General features: G+C 73.1%; 10 protein-coding genes and 1 pseudogene. 3 read left to right on the forward strand and 8 right to left on the reverse strand.

All coding sequences use genetic code 11. The annotated features are described in order from the left end of the window. Positions 1-58: 58 nt before the first annotated feature. The 5 genes from HJC40_RS08240 to HJC40_RS08260 form a co-directional block, all read right to left on the reverse strand. Positions 59-1240, reverse strand: coding sequence for a MarP family serine protease (locus tag HJC40_RS08240; RefSeq protein WP_249999823.1), 1182 nt, complete (start codon positions 1238-1240; stop codon positions 59-61). A gap of 64 nt (positions 1241-1304) precedes the next feature. Then, entirely contained in the window at positions 1305-2030 is a 726-nt protein-coding gene (locus HJC40_RS08245; RefSeq protein WP_249999826.1) for a CoA pyrophosphatase, read from the reverse strand. Between the two features lie 217 nt (positions 2031-2247). Then, positions 2248-2895: a TlpA disulfide reductase family protein gene (locus HJC40_RS08250; RefSeq protein WP_249999829.1), complete on the reverse strand. Its 648-nt coding sequence runs from the start codon at positions 2893-2895 to the stop codon at positions 2248-2250. A gap of 41 nt (positions 2896-2936) precedes the next feature. Further along, positions 2937-3734 (reverse strand): endonuclease III, encoded by a 798-nt coding sequence (nth, locus tag HJC40_RS08255; protein WP_284042921.1) that lies wholly within the window; start codon positions 3732-3734, stop codon positions 2937-2939. 44 nt (positions 3735-3778) lie between these two features. Continuing rightward, positions 3779-4984, reverse strand: coding sequence for a CapA family protein (locus tag HJC40_RS08260; RefSeq protein ID WP_284042892.1), 1206 nt, complete (start codon positions 4982-4984; stop codon positions 3779-3781). A gap of 205 nt (positions 4985-5189) precedes the next feature. Here HJC40_RS08260 and HJC40_RS08265 point away from each other — a divergent pair, with 205 nt between their 5' ends. The 3 genes from HJC40_RS08265 to HJC40_RS08275 all read left to right on the forward strand — a co-directional run bounded on the left by HJC40_RS08265 (position 5190) and on the right by HJC40_RS08275 (position 9423). Further along, positions 5190-5867, forward strand: a complete 678-nt coding sequence (locus tag HJC40_RS08265; protein WP_020515203.1) for a Crp/Fnr family transcriptional regulator — start codon at positions 5190-5192, stop codon at positions 5865-5867. Positions 5868-6088: 221 nt separating this feature from the next. Beyond that, positions 6089-7420 (forward strand): carboxyl transferase domain-containing protein, encoded by a 1332-nt coding sequence (locus HJC40_RS08270; protein WP_249999835.1) that lies wholly within the window; start codon positions 6089-6091, stop codon positions 7418-7420. Continuing rightward, positions 7417-9423, forward strand: a complete 2007-nt coding sequence (locus HJC40_RS08275) for a biotin carboxylase N-terminal domain-containing protein (protein WP_249999838.1) — start codon at positions 7417-7419, stop codon at positions 9421-9423. Before HJC40_RS08270 ends, HJC40_RS08275 begins: the two co-directional genes overlap by 4 nt. 110 nt (positions 9424-9533) lie before the next feature. On the opposite strand, the pseudogene HJC40_RS08280 reads toward HJC40_RS08275, so the two are convergent. The 3 genes and pseudogenes from HJC40_RS08280 to HJC40_RS08290 form a co-directional block, all read right to left on the reverse strand. After that, positions 9534-10341: pseudogene (locus HJC40_RS08280) on the reverse strand (serine/threonine-protein kinase); the annotation flags it as partial. 31 nt (positions 10342-10372) lie between these two features. Continuing rightward, positions 10373-14023, reverse strand: a complete 3651-nt coding sequence (locus tag HJC40_RS08285; RefSeq protein WP_249999844.1) for an adenylate/guanylate cyclase domain-containing protein — start codon at positions 14021-14023, stop codon at positions 10373-10375. Beyond that, positions 14020-14826: an MBL fold metallo-hydrolase gene (locus HJC40_RS08290; RefSeq protein ID WP_249999847.1), complete on the reverse strand. Its 807-nt coding sequence runs from the start codon at positions 14824-14826 to the stop codon at positions 14020-14022. Before HJC40_RS08290 ends, HJC40_RS08285 begins: the two co-directional genes overlap by 4 nt. Between the last annotated feature and the right edge of the window lie 62 nt (positions 14827-14888).

Below are 14888 nucleotides of genomic sequence, written 5' to 3' on the forward strand. Positions count from 1 at the left end.
CTCGCCGCGCGTTACCGAGCTCCGGTCAAGCGCCCTCCCCGCGGCGGCGGGTTCCGGGTCAGGCGCAGTCGCCGGTGCGGACGCCTCGGGTGCGGGACTCGCCGGCCTGAGCCACCGGGGCGGCCTCGGCGGCGGTCAGGGCGAAGCCGGTGTTCTTGTCGTCGGCCGCCGCGGCGAAGATGACGCCCAGCACCTGGCCGCCCGTGCTGATCAGGGGGCCGCCGGAGTTGCCGCTGCGGACCAGGGCCCGGATCGTGTAGATCTCGCGGGTCACGTCGCCCGCGTCGTAGATGTCGGGGCCGGTGATCCGGCCGACGTCGCGGACCCGGGCGGACTGCGCGTCGTACGGACCGTCCTGGGGGTAGCCGAGCACGATCGCGCTGGCGCCGGTGGCCGCCTGCTTGCTCACGAACGGCATGACCGGGGCCTTCAGGCCGCGCACGTAGAGCACGGCCAGATCGCGGTCGGGGTCGTAGACGACCACCTTGGCGTCGACGCGGCGGCCGTTCTCGATCTCGACCTCGGTCTGCTTGGTGCCGGCCACGACGTGCGCGTTGGTCATCACGCGCTCGTCGGCGTAGACGAAGCCCGAGCCCTCGATGCGCCGCGAGCAGCTCGGCGCCGTGCCCAGCACCTTGAGGACCGAGCGCTTCGACCGGGCGACGATCTGGGAGCCCTTGAGCTTGGGGTCGGGCGCCGCCACGTCCTTGGCCTTGGTCGGGGTCAGCCCGCCGAAGACGTCGGGGAAGCCGCTCGTGTCGAGGGTGTCGCTCAGGGCCGACGACAGCGCCTGGGCCCGCTCGGGCATCAGGCTGTTGATGCCACCGAGGATCGCGCTGTTGCGGACCGCGGAGTTGAGGCCGGGGAACGGCGTCGAGCCCAGCGGAACGGCGATCAACCAGGCCACCAGCAGCACCGCGACCAGCGAGACGGCCGCGCCGCCGGCGTCGTCGAGGCGCTGCAGCGGCTGACTCTGGATCGCCCGGCGCAGGTGGGTGCCGAGCCAGCCGGCCAGCGTCTGCCCGAGGACGGCGATCGCGAAGATGGTGACCAGCGAGACGACCAGCCGAGCGGTCGGATCGGTGAAGCGGTCGGCGATCAGCGGACCGACCTGCAGACCGATCAGGACTCCGCTGAAGAAGCCGCCGAACGAGAGCGCGCCGATGACGAAGCCCTGGCGGTAGCCACTGATCGCGAAGACCAGCATGAGCAGGATCAGGATGCCATCGACCACGGACACTCACCCAGAGTAGAAGTGGCGGGCCAGTGGCTGTTCCCGGCGGAAGCTCCGACGGCAAAAGCTCTCACGGCAGCACCTCGTCGGGGGCTCCGCCACGGGTGGCCGGGACCGGGGCGCTGGCCTCGGGCAGCGCGACGAGCGCGCCCGGCTCCCACGGCCGGGCCCAGCCACCCATGTCGAGCACCTTCGAGATCACCCCTGCCGTGAAGCCCCAGACGAGCATGCCCCGGACCTGGAAGGCCGGGCCGACCCAGCCGCTGGGGTGCCGTACCCGGATACGGTTGCGGGGGTCGACGAGTTCACTGATCGGCAGCCGGGCCACATGGGCGACCTCGGCCGCCTGCAGCGGGCTCACCGGGTGCGGGCGTCGCCACCAGGCCAGCACCGGCGTCACGACGAACGAGCTGACCGGGATGTAGAGGTCGGGCAGCAGCGCCAGCGCCTCGGCGCTGGACGGGTCGAGTCCCACTTCCTCCTGGGCCTCCCGCAGCGCGGTGGCGACCGCGTCGGCGTCCTCCGGGTCGGTGCCGCCGCCGGGGAAGGCCGGCTGGCCGGCGTGGTTGCGCATGGTCGCGGCCCGTTGCAGCACCAGCAGGTCGGGCCCGCCGGGGGTGTCGGCCGACGGCTCGCTCTCGCCGAGCAGCACGAGCACGGCGCTGGGCCGCCCGCCGTGGGCCGGTGGCCGCAGCGGGGTGAAGTCTTCGGTACGGCTGTCGCCCACCCGCGTCAGCAGTGGCTCGAACCACGACGGCAGCCCGGCGGGCCGCTCCAGCAGACGTCCCCGGCTCACCGCCCAGCCCCCGGCAAATCCCCGCGACGCACGACGAACCCGCCGCCGGCCACCGGGCCCCGACCCGCGACCTGACCTCCGCGCACGACAGGGCCATGACCCGCCCGACGCACAGGCTGCGCGACAAGACCACACCGCACGACAAGGCCTTGCCCCGCCCGAGCCCCGGGCCGCGCGACAAGACCACGGCCGGCCCTGGTCATGGATCGGCGTCCCGTCATGGGATCACCGTCACACCGGTGTGCTTGCGGACCTGCTCGGCCAGACCTTGGGCGTCGAGCGGCAGAGGGTGCACGTAGGAGCGACCGGACGCGTCGAGGAAGACGGTGACCGGCAGGTTGACGCGGCCCAGCCCGTTCAGCAGCGCGCCCTTCTCGTCGAACAGCGTCGGCATCCGCACGCCCTTGTCGGTGGCGAACTCGGCGCCCTTCGCGCGCTGATCGCCCGAGTCGACGCCGAGCACGGTCAGCCGCCCGGCCGCCTGGTCGGCCAGGCTCTGCATGACCGGCAACTCGGTGCGGCACGGCTGACACCAGGACGCCCAGATGTTGATCACCGCCGGCCCGCGGATCTGACGGAGGGCGATCCGGTCGTCGTCGCCGGTGAAGCAGGGCAGCTCAAGATCGGGCAGATCGATGCCACCGGCGGCGGAGGGGCCGGACGCGGCAGAGGAGCCGGACGCAGCAGAGGGGCGGGACCCACCAGACGGGCCGGACTCACCAGACGGGCCGGACGCGGCCGAGGGCGGCGGCGCGGTGACCGTCGAGCAATCCGCGAACGGCGAGGCGACCGCGGGCTCGTCGTCTCCGCAGGCCGCGGTGGCCACGGCGACCAGCAGGACCAACGGGCCGGCGAACAGTCGCATCGGACGAGTGACGAGCGGCCGCCCCGATCGCCGCGGGAACCTCACGGAGCCTCCGGCGCCACGACGGCGGCCGCCGGCACCAGGGCCGGGTCGATCCCGGCGGCGACCGCCAGCTCGCGGGCGCGCGGGCCCTTGAGCAGCTTGGCCGCGGCGGCCGCCTCGGTGGGGCCGGTGCCGTAGGACGGGCACATGGTCGCCAGCGTGCAGGCCCCGCAGGCCGGCTTGCGGGCGTGGCAGACGCGCCGGCCGTGGAAGATCACCCGGTGCGACAGCATCGTCCAGTCGCGCTTCTCGATCAGGTCGGCGACCAGGAACTCGATCTTGACCGGGTCGTCCTCGGACACCCAGCCGAAGCGGTTGGTGAGACGCCGGAAGTGGGTGTCGACGGTGATGCCGGGGACGCCGAACGCGTTGCCGAGGATGACGTTGGCCGTCTTGCGGCCGATGCCGGGCAGGGCGACCAGCTCGTCGAGCGTGGCCGGCAGGACGCCGTCGTGCCGGTCGAGGAGGGCCTGGCCCAGTTTGATCAGCGAGTCGGTCTTGGCCCGGAAGAAACCGGTGGGCTTGAGCAGCGTCTCGAGCGCCGTGCGGTCGGCCGCGGCGTAGTCGGCCGCCGACCGGTAGCGCTGGAACAGCTCGGGAGTGACCGTGTTGACCCGCACGTCGGTGGTCTGGGCCGACAGGATGGTGGCCACGGCGAGCTCGAGCGGCGTGGTGAAGTCGAGCTCGGCATGCGCGTCGGGATGGGTGTCGGCCAGGACCCGGGCCATCTTGCGGGCTCGCCGCTTGCGCCCGATGGGCGTTTCCGCCGCGAACCGCTTAGCCGACCGCGCCACCAGAGTCACCGCTACAGAGTACGTCGCCCCTCCGACAACCCATCTCGTCAGGCCGACGGCTTGATCGACCCGTCCGGGCCGATCGTCGCGCCGGTGTCCGGGAAGTCGGCCTCGCTCAGCCGGGCCACCAGTTTCCGGCCCTGGTCGGCCGAGGAGTCGCGGGTCGGCAGGCCGTTGGCGTTCAGGTAGGTCGAGACCAGCTTCCCACCCGCGTACGACCCGTCCCGCCCGAGCGTGACCCGCAGGATGCCGCCGTACTTGAGCACCCCCGTACGGGACAGCGTGCGCCCGCCACCGGCGAAGTTCCCCAGGCTGTACGCGATGAGCTTGCCGTTGTAGAACTCCATGCCCCGCAGTACGTGCGGCCCGTGCCCGACGACCAGGTCGGCGCCCGCGTCGATCACCGCGTGGCTGAACCGGACGGGGTCCCCGCGGTTCTCGCCGAAGAACGTCTCGGTGCCGGGCTTGACGTGCTGCTCGTCGGCGCCCTCGGCCCCCATGTGCACCTGCACCACGACGAGGTCGGCCTGCTCCTCGGCCTTCTCGATCACGGACCGGGCCTGGTCGAGGTCGAGCAGGCTGTTGGCCCCGGCGTACGAGGAGAAGCCGACCACCGCGACCTTGACGCCCTTGGTCTCGGCGACGGTGATCTCGTCGGCGTTGCCGGTCGCCTTGACACCGGCCTCGTCCAGCGCCTCACGGGTGTTGAGCGCACCCTGCGTACCGAAGTCCCTGGAATGGTTGTTGGCCGTGTTGACCAGGTCGAATCCGCCGTCCTTGAGGTGCTTGGCGTAGGACGGCGGGGACCGGAACGCGAAACAGTTGGTGGCGGCCGCCCCGCACTTGGACGTGCCGGTGTCCGCGGTGAGCGGCTGTTCGAGGTTGCCCATCACGAGGTCGGCGGCCAGCCCGGCCTTGACCGAGTCGAAGAACCCGGCACCGTCGGCCGGCGGCATGCGGCTCGGCGCGTTGCTCATCATGATGTCGCCGGTCGCCGAGAGTGTGACGGTGCCCTCAGTGGTCGCCGACTCCTCGGTAGCGTCGGCGGGCTCGGCCGCGGCCGGCGCGGAGGCGCCCCGGGACGACGCGGTCACGACCGGCTCGGACCAGGTGGCTGCCGTATCCGCGGAGTCACGTTTCGCATAAGCGACGCTTCCGACACCGACGGCGGCCAAGACCGCCAGGACAATAGCGACAGTAAGGACGGGGCGCCCGAAAAGGCCCGGTCGTTCATGCGAGGGGTGGGAATTCATCGACGGCGACGATACCTTCAGGTGGCCACGTGGAAGAACCGTCAAAAGGCTGGTCGTCGCCCACACTCGACGACCGGGAACACTGCCCGTCACGGTTGCGGCGGTTACCCTGCGGTATCTGGATCAAGGGGTGCCCGCCCGATTCTTGCCCGCGTGCGCCTAGACTGATCGAGCGCAGGCGTTGCGCGTGTTCGGAGGTGCGGCGATGGATGAGGTACTGGCGCGCAGCGGGATCTTCCAGGGCGTGGACCCGGAGGCCGCCGAGGCGCTCGCCAAGGAGATGGACACGGTCGAGGTCCGCAAGGGCGACGTCCTGTTCAACGAGGGCGAGGCCGGTGACAGCCTGTACATCGTGCTGTCCGGCAAGATCAAGCTGGGCCGGCGCGCCGCCGACGGCCGGCAGAATCTCGTCTCGATCATGGGCCCGTCCGACATGGTCGGCGAGCTTTCGCTCTTCGACCCCGGCCCCCGGACGGCGACCGCGACCGCGGTGACCGACGCCCGGCTGGCCCGGCTCAAGAAGACGTCGCTGCGCCCGTGGCTCAACAACCGCCCCGAGATCGCCGAGCAGCTGCTGCGGGTGCTCGCCCGCCGGCTCCGGCGCACCAACGACGCGCTGGCCGACCTGATCTTCACGGACGTGCCCGGCCGGGTGGCGAAAAACCTGCTGCAGATGGCCGGCCGGTTCGGCACCCGCGACGGCGGCGTCCTGCGGGTGACCCATGACCTCACCCAGGAGGAGCTGGCCCAGCTCGTCGGGGCGTCCCGCGAGACGGTGAACAAGGCGCTGGCCGACTTCGCCTCCCGCGCGTGGCTGCGGCTCGACGGCAAGAGCGTCATCATCCTGGATCCTGAGCGTCTCGCGCGGCGCGCCCGCGTCTGACCCGGAGCCACTTTTAGGGGCCGTCCCATCGGGGCGGCCCCTGCTCTGTCTGCGCCACCAAAGCGTACATACCCCCTGAAAAGGCTACAAACCAGCCGCATTTGCATCCGTGTCGCACCTGCTCGACCACTCGTTACGGAGGTGGTCGAGAGGCACCGGCGGATACGAGAGGGCGCGGCTTTGAACATGGTGGGGGTCGTACAGCGCATCGGGGTGCCGACGTGACCGTGCTCGACACCGCCATCGAAACGCGTACCCCCGGCTACCACGAGGGCCGCGACACCACGCTCGACCGGCTGGAACGACTCGAGGCGGCGATCGAGGAGGCCCGGGCCGGCGGCGGCGAGCGGGCCGTCACCCGGCACCACGCCCGGGGCAAGCTGCTGCCCCGGGAGCGCATCGAGATGCTGCTCGACCAGGACGCGCCCTTCCTGGAGCTCTCCCCGGTCTGCGGCTGGGGCACCGAGTTCGCGGTCGGCGCCGGCGTGGTCACCGGCATCGGTGTGGTCGAGGCGGTCGAGTGCATGATCATCGCCACCGACCCGACCGTCGAGGGCGCCTCGGTCAACCCGTACGCCGTCGAGAAGATCCGCCGGGCTGTCCGGATCGCCACGGCCAACCGCCTGCCCCTGGTCAACCTGGTCGAGTCGGCCACCGAGGCCGTCGGCGGCGGGTCACCGCCGGGCGGCGGCATCGCCCGCGACCTGAGCCGCCTGCCGGCCGCGCGGGTGCCCGCGATCGGCGTGGTCTTCGGGCCGACCAACGGGGACGCCGCCTACCTGCCGGCCCTGTCGGACTACACGATCATGGTGAGCGGGCACGCCAAGCTGCTGCCCCGGGGCGGCACGAACGGCGCCGAGGTCCGTGCCGTGGTCGCGCCGGCCGATCAGCTGGCCGAGGACGAGCGCGACGCCCTCCGCCTGGCCCGTCAATGCGTACGCCGTCTGAACTGGCGCAAAAGCGGCCCGCCACCGCGCACGTTCCCGCCCTCGGCGCCCAAGTACGACGCCGAGGACCTGCTCGCCCTGGCCGGCAGCGCCCGGCCCGCCCTGATCGAGCCCCGGGAGGTGCTCGCCCGCATCCTCGACGGCAGCGACTTCGACGAGTTCAAGCCGGCCGTCGGCGCGGCCGTGCTGGCCGGCTGGGGCGAGTTGCACGGCTACCCCGTCGGGGTCCTGGCCGCGTCGATCGGCCCGCAGACCACGGCCGACACCCAGAAGGCGGTGCACTTCATCCAACTCGCCAACGCCACCGACACCTCGCTGCTGCTGATCCATCCCGGCGGGACCGGCGTCCTCGGATCCGGCGCGATCGACGCGCTGGCCCACTCGACCGTGCCGCTGCTCGCCCTCAACACCGGGCGCACCGGCGACCCTCGCTTCGCCTTCCGCTGGCCGGCCGACGGCCCGGAGGCCGACGGCGACGACGACGGCGTCATCGACCCCCGAGACACGCGCACCGTGCTCGGCCTCTGCCTCTCCGCCGTGCACAGCGCGGCTGTCGAGGGCGCCGGGCACGTCGGCGTGTTCCGTTCCGGAAAGGTGGACCAGTGATCCGACGGCTTCTGGTGGCCGACCGCGGCGAGACCGCGCGCCGGGTGTTCGCCACCTGCCGCCTGATCGGCATCGAGACGGTCGCCGTCTACGCCGATGTCGATTCCGACGCGCCGCACGTCGGCGAGGCGGACTATGCCGTACGTCTGGACGGCGACACGCCCCGCTCGTCGTACCTGCGAGGCGACCTGATCATCACGGCCGCCCAGCGTTCCGGGGCCAACGCGATCCACCCCGGCATCGGCGAGCTGGCCGAGGATCCCGACTTCGCCGCGGCGGTGGCCGACGCGGGCCTGATCTGGGTCGGCGCCCCGGCCAAGACGCTGGGCGTGCTGCGCAGCAAGCGGGAGACCAAGGCGCTGGTGGCCGAGGCCCGGGTGCCGGTGCTGCCCAGCTTCGGCGACCCGTCCGAGGTGCCCGGCTTCCCGGTGCTGATCAAGCCGGACACCGGGTCGGGCGGGGTCGGCCTGCGGGTCGTCCGGGACGCCGCGACGCTGGTCGAGGCGCTCGCGTCGACCCGTCGCGAGGTGGGCGGCGAGGTCTACTGCGAGCCGTACGTCGAGGACGTGCGCCACATCGAAGTGCCGATCATCGCTGACGAGCACGGGGCCGTGATCCCGTTCGGCGAGCGCGAGTGCTCGATCCAGCGCCGCTATCAGAAGATCGTCGAGGAGACCCCGTCCCCCGCCGTCGACCCCGGGCTGCGCGAGGAGCTCTGCCGGGCGGCCATCGTCACGGTCCGGGCGCTCGGCTATGTGGGCGCCGGTGCGGTCGAGTTCCTGCTCGACGCGAACGGCGACTTCTGGTTCCTCGAACTCACGCCGACGCTGCAGGCCGAGCACGCGGTCACCGAGTGCGTGTCGGGCTACGACCTCGTACGCCTGCAGTTGCTCATCTCCGAGGGCGGCAGCCTGCCGATGCCCGGCCCGCCGCCGATCCGCGGCCACGCGATCGAGGTGCGCCTGTGCGCCGAGGACCCCGCGTACGCCTGGCTGCCGGTCACCGGCACGGTGCACCGGTTCGCCGTGCCCGATGTGGCCGGCCGCTTCCGCCCGCTGCCCGCCCCCGGCCTGCGGCTCGACTCCGGGGTCGAGGACGGCTCGGTGATCGGCGCGCACCAGGACTCCACGCTGGCCAAGCTGGTCGCCTGGGCGCCCACCCGGCAGGAGGCGGCCCGCATGCTCGCCTCGGCGCTGACCCGCACCCAGCTGCACGGCGTGGCCACGAACCGGGACCTGCTGGTGCGGGCCCTGCGCCACCACGCCTTCCGCACCGGCGACGTGGACACCGGTTTCCTGGATCGGCGGCCCGAGGTGTTCGCGCCGCTGCTGTCGGCGGTCGACGCCGTCCGCCTCTCGTGCCTGGCCGCCGCCCTGGCCGGGGCGGCCGCCCGCCGGGCCGCCGCGATGGTGCTCGGTTCGCTGCCGTCGGGCTGGCGCAACGTGCCGTCCGGCTCGCAGACCGCGGTCTACGACGGGCCGGCCGGTCCGGTCGAGGTCGGCTACCGCATGAACCGGCACGGCGAGCTGGCCGGCTGGTGGGTGCGCACGGTCGACCCGGAGGAGCTCGACCTGGCCGGGCTGGGTCAGGCGCCGGTGTCGGCCGACTACCCCGAGACGGTGGTCGTGCACGCGGGCGACGAGCGGGTGGTGCTCGACGTCAACGGCATCCGGCTGACCTTCAACGTGCACCGGGTCGGCGAGGTCTCGTACGTGGACAGCCCGGAGGGGTCGGTGGCGCTGCGCGCGCTGTCCCGGTTCCCGCTGCCCGCTCCCGACGCGGTCGAGGGCTCGCTGATCGCGCCGCTGCCCGGAGCCGTACGCCGGGTGCTGGTCGTCCCGGGTCAGCGGGTGCGGGCCGGGGAGCTGCTGCTGACCCTGGAAGCGATGAAGCTGGAACACCCGGTGCACGCGCCGAGCGCCGGGGTGGTCGCCTCGCTGCCGGTGCACCCGGGCGCCGAGGTGGACACCGGTGAACTGCTAGCGGTTCTCGCTCCCGAGTAGGCCGAACCACTTCTTTTTGGGCGGCCGGGGGTTGCTGACGGTCGGGGTGTCGTCGCCGGGCGCGTACCGCGGCGGCGGCACCTGATGCGGCGGGTTGAGCTGCACCGCGGTGAGCATCTCACGCAGTTGCTGGGCGGTCGGCCGGGCCTCCGGGTCGTTGGCCATGCCGTACCGCAGCACCTGGACCAGACCCGCGGGCACGCCCGGCAGGTCGGGGATCGGCTGGTTGAACAGGTCCATCAGGGTCAGCAGGCTGGGGCTGCGGTCGCCGTCCCAGCGCGGCGGGCGCCCGCGCATGACGGCATAGAGCGTGGCACACAGCGAGTAGACGTCGACGGCGCCGCTGGGCTCGTCGTGCCGGAACATCTCGGGCGGGGCGTACGCCGGGGTGAGCACCTCGAGGGTCACCGAGGAGTCGCGCATCTCGCCCAGCACGGCCAGCCCGAAGTCGGCCAGCACGGCCGAGTTGAACTGCGAATACAGGATGTTGGCGGGCTTCACGTCGCGGTGCAGCACACCGTTGGCGTGCGAGTGCACCAGCGCGTCGGCGATCTTGACACCCAGGTCGCGGGTCTCGGCCGCGCCGAGCGGACTGCGGCGCATGCGGTCGAGATACGACCCGTCGCACAACTCCATGATCAGGTAGGGGTGCTGGTCGATCGTCACACCGACGTCGAAGAGGTCGACCACGTGCGGATGCGACGACATGCGCCCGGCCGCGCGCGCCTCACGCAGGAAGCGGGCCTGGTCACGGTCACTCTCCAGGCGGCGATTTTCCACCTTGATGGCGACCTCGCGACCGACCGAATCCTGCACGGCGCTGTAGACGGTGGCATACCCACCTCGCGCCATCACGGTTAAACCGGACATTCCAGGCACGTACGGAGCGGGCAGGGCTCCGCGCGGTGTCTCGGTCATGAAGTTGAAAATACGCCAGCGGCCCGGGCGATCATCCGGGCACGTCGGACGCGTAGGCGACAGAAGCCGTGGGAGCCGGTCCCACCCCGGTGCTCGCGAGCGCGGCCCGCAGCTCCTCGGCGGCCGTCCGTTCGCTGACCTGCTCGGTCGAGTACGCCAGCAGCACGGCCTCCTCGGAAGCCGATCGCGCGTCCTCGCACCGGTCGGCCGCCGCCAGCACCCGGGCGTAGACCATCGCGGCCAGCACCCCGCTGCGGACGTCCTCGGCCTTGACCTGACGGGCGCGCTCGATCCAGGTCAGGGCGGCGTCGACCCGGCCGTCGGCCAGCAGGGCGGCGGCGTACGAGGCCAGGGCGTGCCGCCGCGAGAAGAGCAGCGACGGCACCCCGGTGTCGGTGGCGATCGGCGCGAGCAGGCCCATCGCGGTCGTCGCGTCACCCGTCCGCAGCCGCGCCTCGGCCAGCAGCACCCGCGGGCCGACCTGGGCCGGCGCCATCGGGTTGTGCGGCTCGACGGCCGACATCACCCGGCGCGCGTCGGCCTCGGCCCCGGGCAGGTCACCGCGGTTGAGCGAGACGAAGCCCCGCACCGTGCCGGCCATCCCCAGCAGCAGCGGGTGCCCGGTGCGGTCGGCGTAGGCCAGGGCGTCGGTGAGCAGGTCGTACGAGTGGTCCAGCTCGCCCAGGCCGCGGGCGATGGCGCCGCGCACGACGAGCGCCAGACCCCGTCCCCAGTCGTCGCCGACGGCGTTGAAGTCGCGGTAGGCCCGGCGCGCCTCGCCGTCGGCCTCGGCCAGCTCGCCCAGCTCCGAGGCCGCGTACGCCTCGACCGCCCGCAGCGTGCCGACGGCCCAGGCCTCGCCCACCCGGTCGCCGAAGGGCAAAAAGATCCGGGCCAGCCGGCGGGACTCCTGCAGCCGGCCGGAGAGCAGCCGGGCGAAGGCCGTGGTGCCGCGCAGCCACGACCGGCCCACCGGGTCGCCCAGCTCGGCGAAGAGACGGGCCGCCCGGCCGAGCACCGCGTCGGTGCCCGCGAAGTCGCCCCGGGTGGTGGTCACCCAGGCCAGGTTCTGCAGCGCCCAGGCCTGCCCGTGCCGGTCGCCGGCGGCCAGCGTCACCTGGTAGGCCGCCGCGAACCGGCTGCTGGCCTGGCTGAGCCGGCCGGTCAGGAAGTCGGCCATGCCCAGGCGGCGCATCGCGTTCGCGCGCTCCGGCAGCAGCTCGGCCTCGGTCGCGACCTCGAGCGCCTCCTGCCAGGCGGCGACCGCGTGGCCGCTGTCGCCCAGCGCCTCGTGCGCCCGGCCGACCACGAGCAGCGCCTCGGCCTTGTTGACCGGCTCGTCGGCGGCGTTCTTGGCGATCCGCTCGCCCTGGGCCAGCGCCTCCTCGGCCCGGCCCAGGCGCAGCAGCGCACGGGCGTGCACCAGCTGGTCGGGCAGCGGCAGGCCCTCGGGGGTCAGCGCGGCGGCCCGCTCGGCGTACTCGATCGAGGCGGCCGGTTCGATGTTGGCCAGCGCGCGACGGGCCAGCCGGCTGAGCGCGCTGACGCCGAGCGGCGCGACCTCGCGGACCGTGGCCTCGGGCCGCAGCCGCACCGCGTCGGCCAGCTCCACCGCGCACTCGGCGTGGGTGGCGACGAAGGCGTCGCGCTCATTGTCGGTCAGGTTGAGCCGGACCGCGCTGTCGTAGCCGACCCGCTCCAGATTTTCCGGCGCGGCCCACTTGACCAGGTAGGCGTGCCGCTCGGCCAGGTCGGCCTTGCCGATGCCGGAGTACGCCGCCTCGCGCATCAGCGGCGTCGCGAAGGCGTAACCGCCCCGCGAACGGTGCAGCATGCGGCGCTGGAGCAGCTCGTCGATCGAGCGTTCGAGCTCGACCGCGGCCACCGCTCCGGGCCGGGCGTCGCTCGACGCCCGGCGCTCGCGGAGCGCTTCGATCACGCCGGCCGGCACCCGGTCACCCGCGACGGCCGCGTCCCGCAGCACCGAGCGAGGCTCGGGCGGCAGCGCGTCGATCCGGGCCGCGAGCACCGCGGCCAGGTCACGGGAGAGCAGCTGGCGGCCGAGCGAGCCGTCGGCCAGCTGCCACTTGCCGGCCGCGTTGGCGCCCACCGCCGGGGTCAGCGCGCCCCGCTCCATGAGCAGCGTGACCATCTCGGCCAGATAGAAGGGATTGCCCTGCGCGGTGGCCAGCAGCCGGTCGGTGTCGGGCTGCGGCAGCTTGCCGCCGTTCAGATAGGAGGTGAGCAGACGGGAGGCGTCCGCGCCGCGCAGTGGCGGCAGCGTGTGCACCTCGGCATCGGCCAGCCGGGTCAGGGCGCCGGCCGTGCGCACCAGCTCGGGCCGCCCGAGCAGCAGCACGACCACCGGGCCGTCGAGCAGCGAGAGCGTCCGCCCGAGCGCGTCCACGGTCGACGCGGTGGCGTCGTGCAGGTCGTCCACGATGACCACCAGCGGCGCCTCGGCGGCCAGCGCGCTGAGCAGCTCGGCCACGGCGGCGGAGATCGCCTCGGCGTCGGCCCGCTTGGTGGCGGGCTGCCAGTCGGCGTCGGCCGCCGGGCCCACCGGGTTGGCCGGCGCCTCGCCGTAGCCCAGAAGCGCCAGCAGACGGTCGATGTCGATGACGGCCGGCTCGCCGTCGTGGCCGAGCCGGTTGGCCAGCTTGCGCAGCCGTTCCTCGACCACCGAGCGGCCGACCGTGGAGACGACGTCCTTGGGCAGGCCGACCGCCTTGCGGACGAGATCGGCCAGCGGCGCGAACCGGCGGCGCTCGCCGAACGCGCGGCAGCGGACCCGCAGCACCCGGGCGCCGGTGTGGGCCGGGTACCGCCCGTTCCCCACGTCGTAGCCGGCGGCGAGCCGCTTGACCTCACCCGCGAACCGGGACTTGCCGATACCGGCCTCGGCGGTCATCACCATCACCCGCGGCGTGCCCGAGTCGATGGCCTCGGCCAGCCTGCCGGCCACCCGGCCCAGCTCGGTCTCGCGGCCCACGAAGGGCGCCTCGTCGCCCAGGCCGGAACGGGTACCCGGCGCGTCGTGCAGGCCGAGCAGCTCGAATGCCGGCACCGGCTCGCGCTTGCCCTTGAGCCGCAGCGGGCGCAGCTGACGCCAGGAGGCCACGTGCCGGGTGCCACCGCTGGTGCGCGAGCCCGCGTAGACGGCGCCGACCGCGGCCGCGTCGGCCAGCCGGGCGGCCGTGTTCACGGTGTCGCCGATGACGGTGTACTCGATCGCGGCCTGGATGCCGGCGACCACCTCGCCCGTGTTGAGACCCACGCGCAGGCCGAGCGGGGCTCCGCCGCCGCGTTCGTCGTCGAGGACCCGGCGGACGGCCCGCTGCATGCTCAGCGCGGCCCGGACGGCCCGCTCGGCGTCGTCCTCGTGGGCCACCGGGGCGCCGAAGACCGCCATGATGCCGTCACCGGTCAGCTTGTCGACGTGACCGCCGAAGGTCTTGACCGCACCGGCCAGCGCGGCCAGCACGCGGTCGGTGACCGCTCCGACCCGTTCGGGGTCGAGGTCCTCCGACCAGGAGGTGAAGTCGGACAGGTCACCGAAGAGCACGGTGACGATGCGCCGCTCGGCCGCCGGCAGGGTCGCGGCGGCCGGAAGGGCCGCGCCGCAGTTGTGGCAGAAGCGGGCGCCCGGCACGGCGACGGTTCCACACACAGGACAGGTCACAGCGGATCCAACCTGCCTGCGGGTGTTCCTGATTCCCCGATTGTGTGATTCAGGTAATCCAGTTGCGCGGCGGCCGACCAGACGGCCGCGAATCGCACGGCCGGATCGATGTCGGGATAGACGATGGCGACGACCTCTTCGGCCGTGCGCGCGCCGGCCGCCAGCGCGGCCTCCACCTGCGCCAACCGCTCACGGCGATGGTCGAGGTAGTCCCGCGCGAGAGCCGACACGTCCGGACGTGCGGGACCGTGCCCGGGCAGCATCGGAACCTGCTCGTAGGCCCGGAGAAGCTCGAGGCTGCCCAAATAGGCACGCAGGTCGCCGTCCGGATGGGCAACGACCGTCGTCCCGCGACCGAGGATGGTGTCGCCGGTGAGCATCGCCCGCGAGTCCCCGTCGGTGACCAGGAAACACACCGAATCGGAGGTGTGTCCGGGTGTGTCGACGGTCGTGATCGTGAGCCGGCCGACGCTCAGCGACGTCAGCGGAGCCGCGCTGCCGATGCGGTGCGCCGGGTCGGCGGCGAGCACCGGGGTGCCGCCGAGGATCTCGGACAGGCGCGCGGCGCCCTCGACGTGATCATGATGACCGTGGGTAATCAGCACCATCTCGTACGGACCGTGGTCGGCGATCCGGCGCAGGTGGCCCTCGTCGAGCGGGCCGGGATCGACGACGACCCCGTACGGGTCACCGGGCGCCCGCAGGACCCAGGTGTTGGTGCCGTCCAGCGTCATCGGGCCCGGGTTGGGCGCACGCAGCAGCGTCACCCAGCCCGGCAGCCCCTCGGGCGCAGCACCCCCCATGCGCGAAATCCTACGTCGCGCATGGGGTTGAACAAGAGGACCGGATGTGCGATCTCAGTGTC

It is taken from the genome of Actinoplanes sp. M2I2, assembly GCF_023544445.1.
GTDB lineage: Bacteria > Actinomycetota > Actinomycetes > Mycobacteriales > Micromonosporaceae > Actinoplanes.

Excerpts from the sequence above, each read along its gene's own strand:
- HJC40_RS08250 (WP_249999829.1), bottom strand. The coding sequence starts at position 2,895 with ATGCGACTGTTCGCCGGCCCGTTGGTCCTGCTGGTCGCCGTGGCCACC.
- HJC40_RS08260 (WP_284042892.1), bottom strand. The coding sequence starts at position 4,984 with ATGAATTCCCACCCCTCGCATGAACGACCGGGCCTTTTCGGGCGCCCC.
- HJC40_RS08265 (WP_020515203.1), top strand. The coding sequence starts at position 5,190 with ATGGATGAGGTACTGGCGCGCAGCGGGATCTTCCAGGGCGTGGACCCG.
- HJC40_RS08290 (WP_249999847.1), bottom strand. The coding sequence starts at position 14,826 with ATGGGGGGTGCTGCGCCCGAGGGGCTGCCGGGCTGGGTGACGCTGCTG.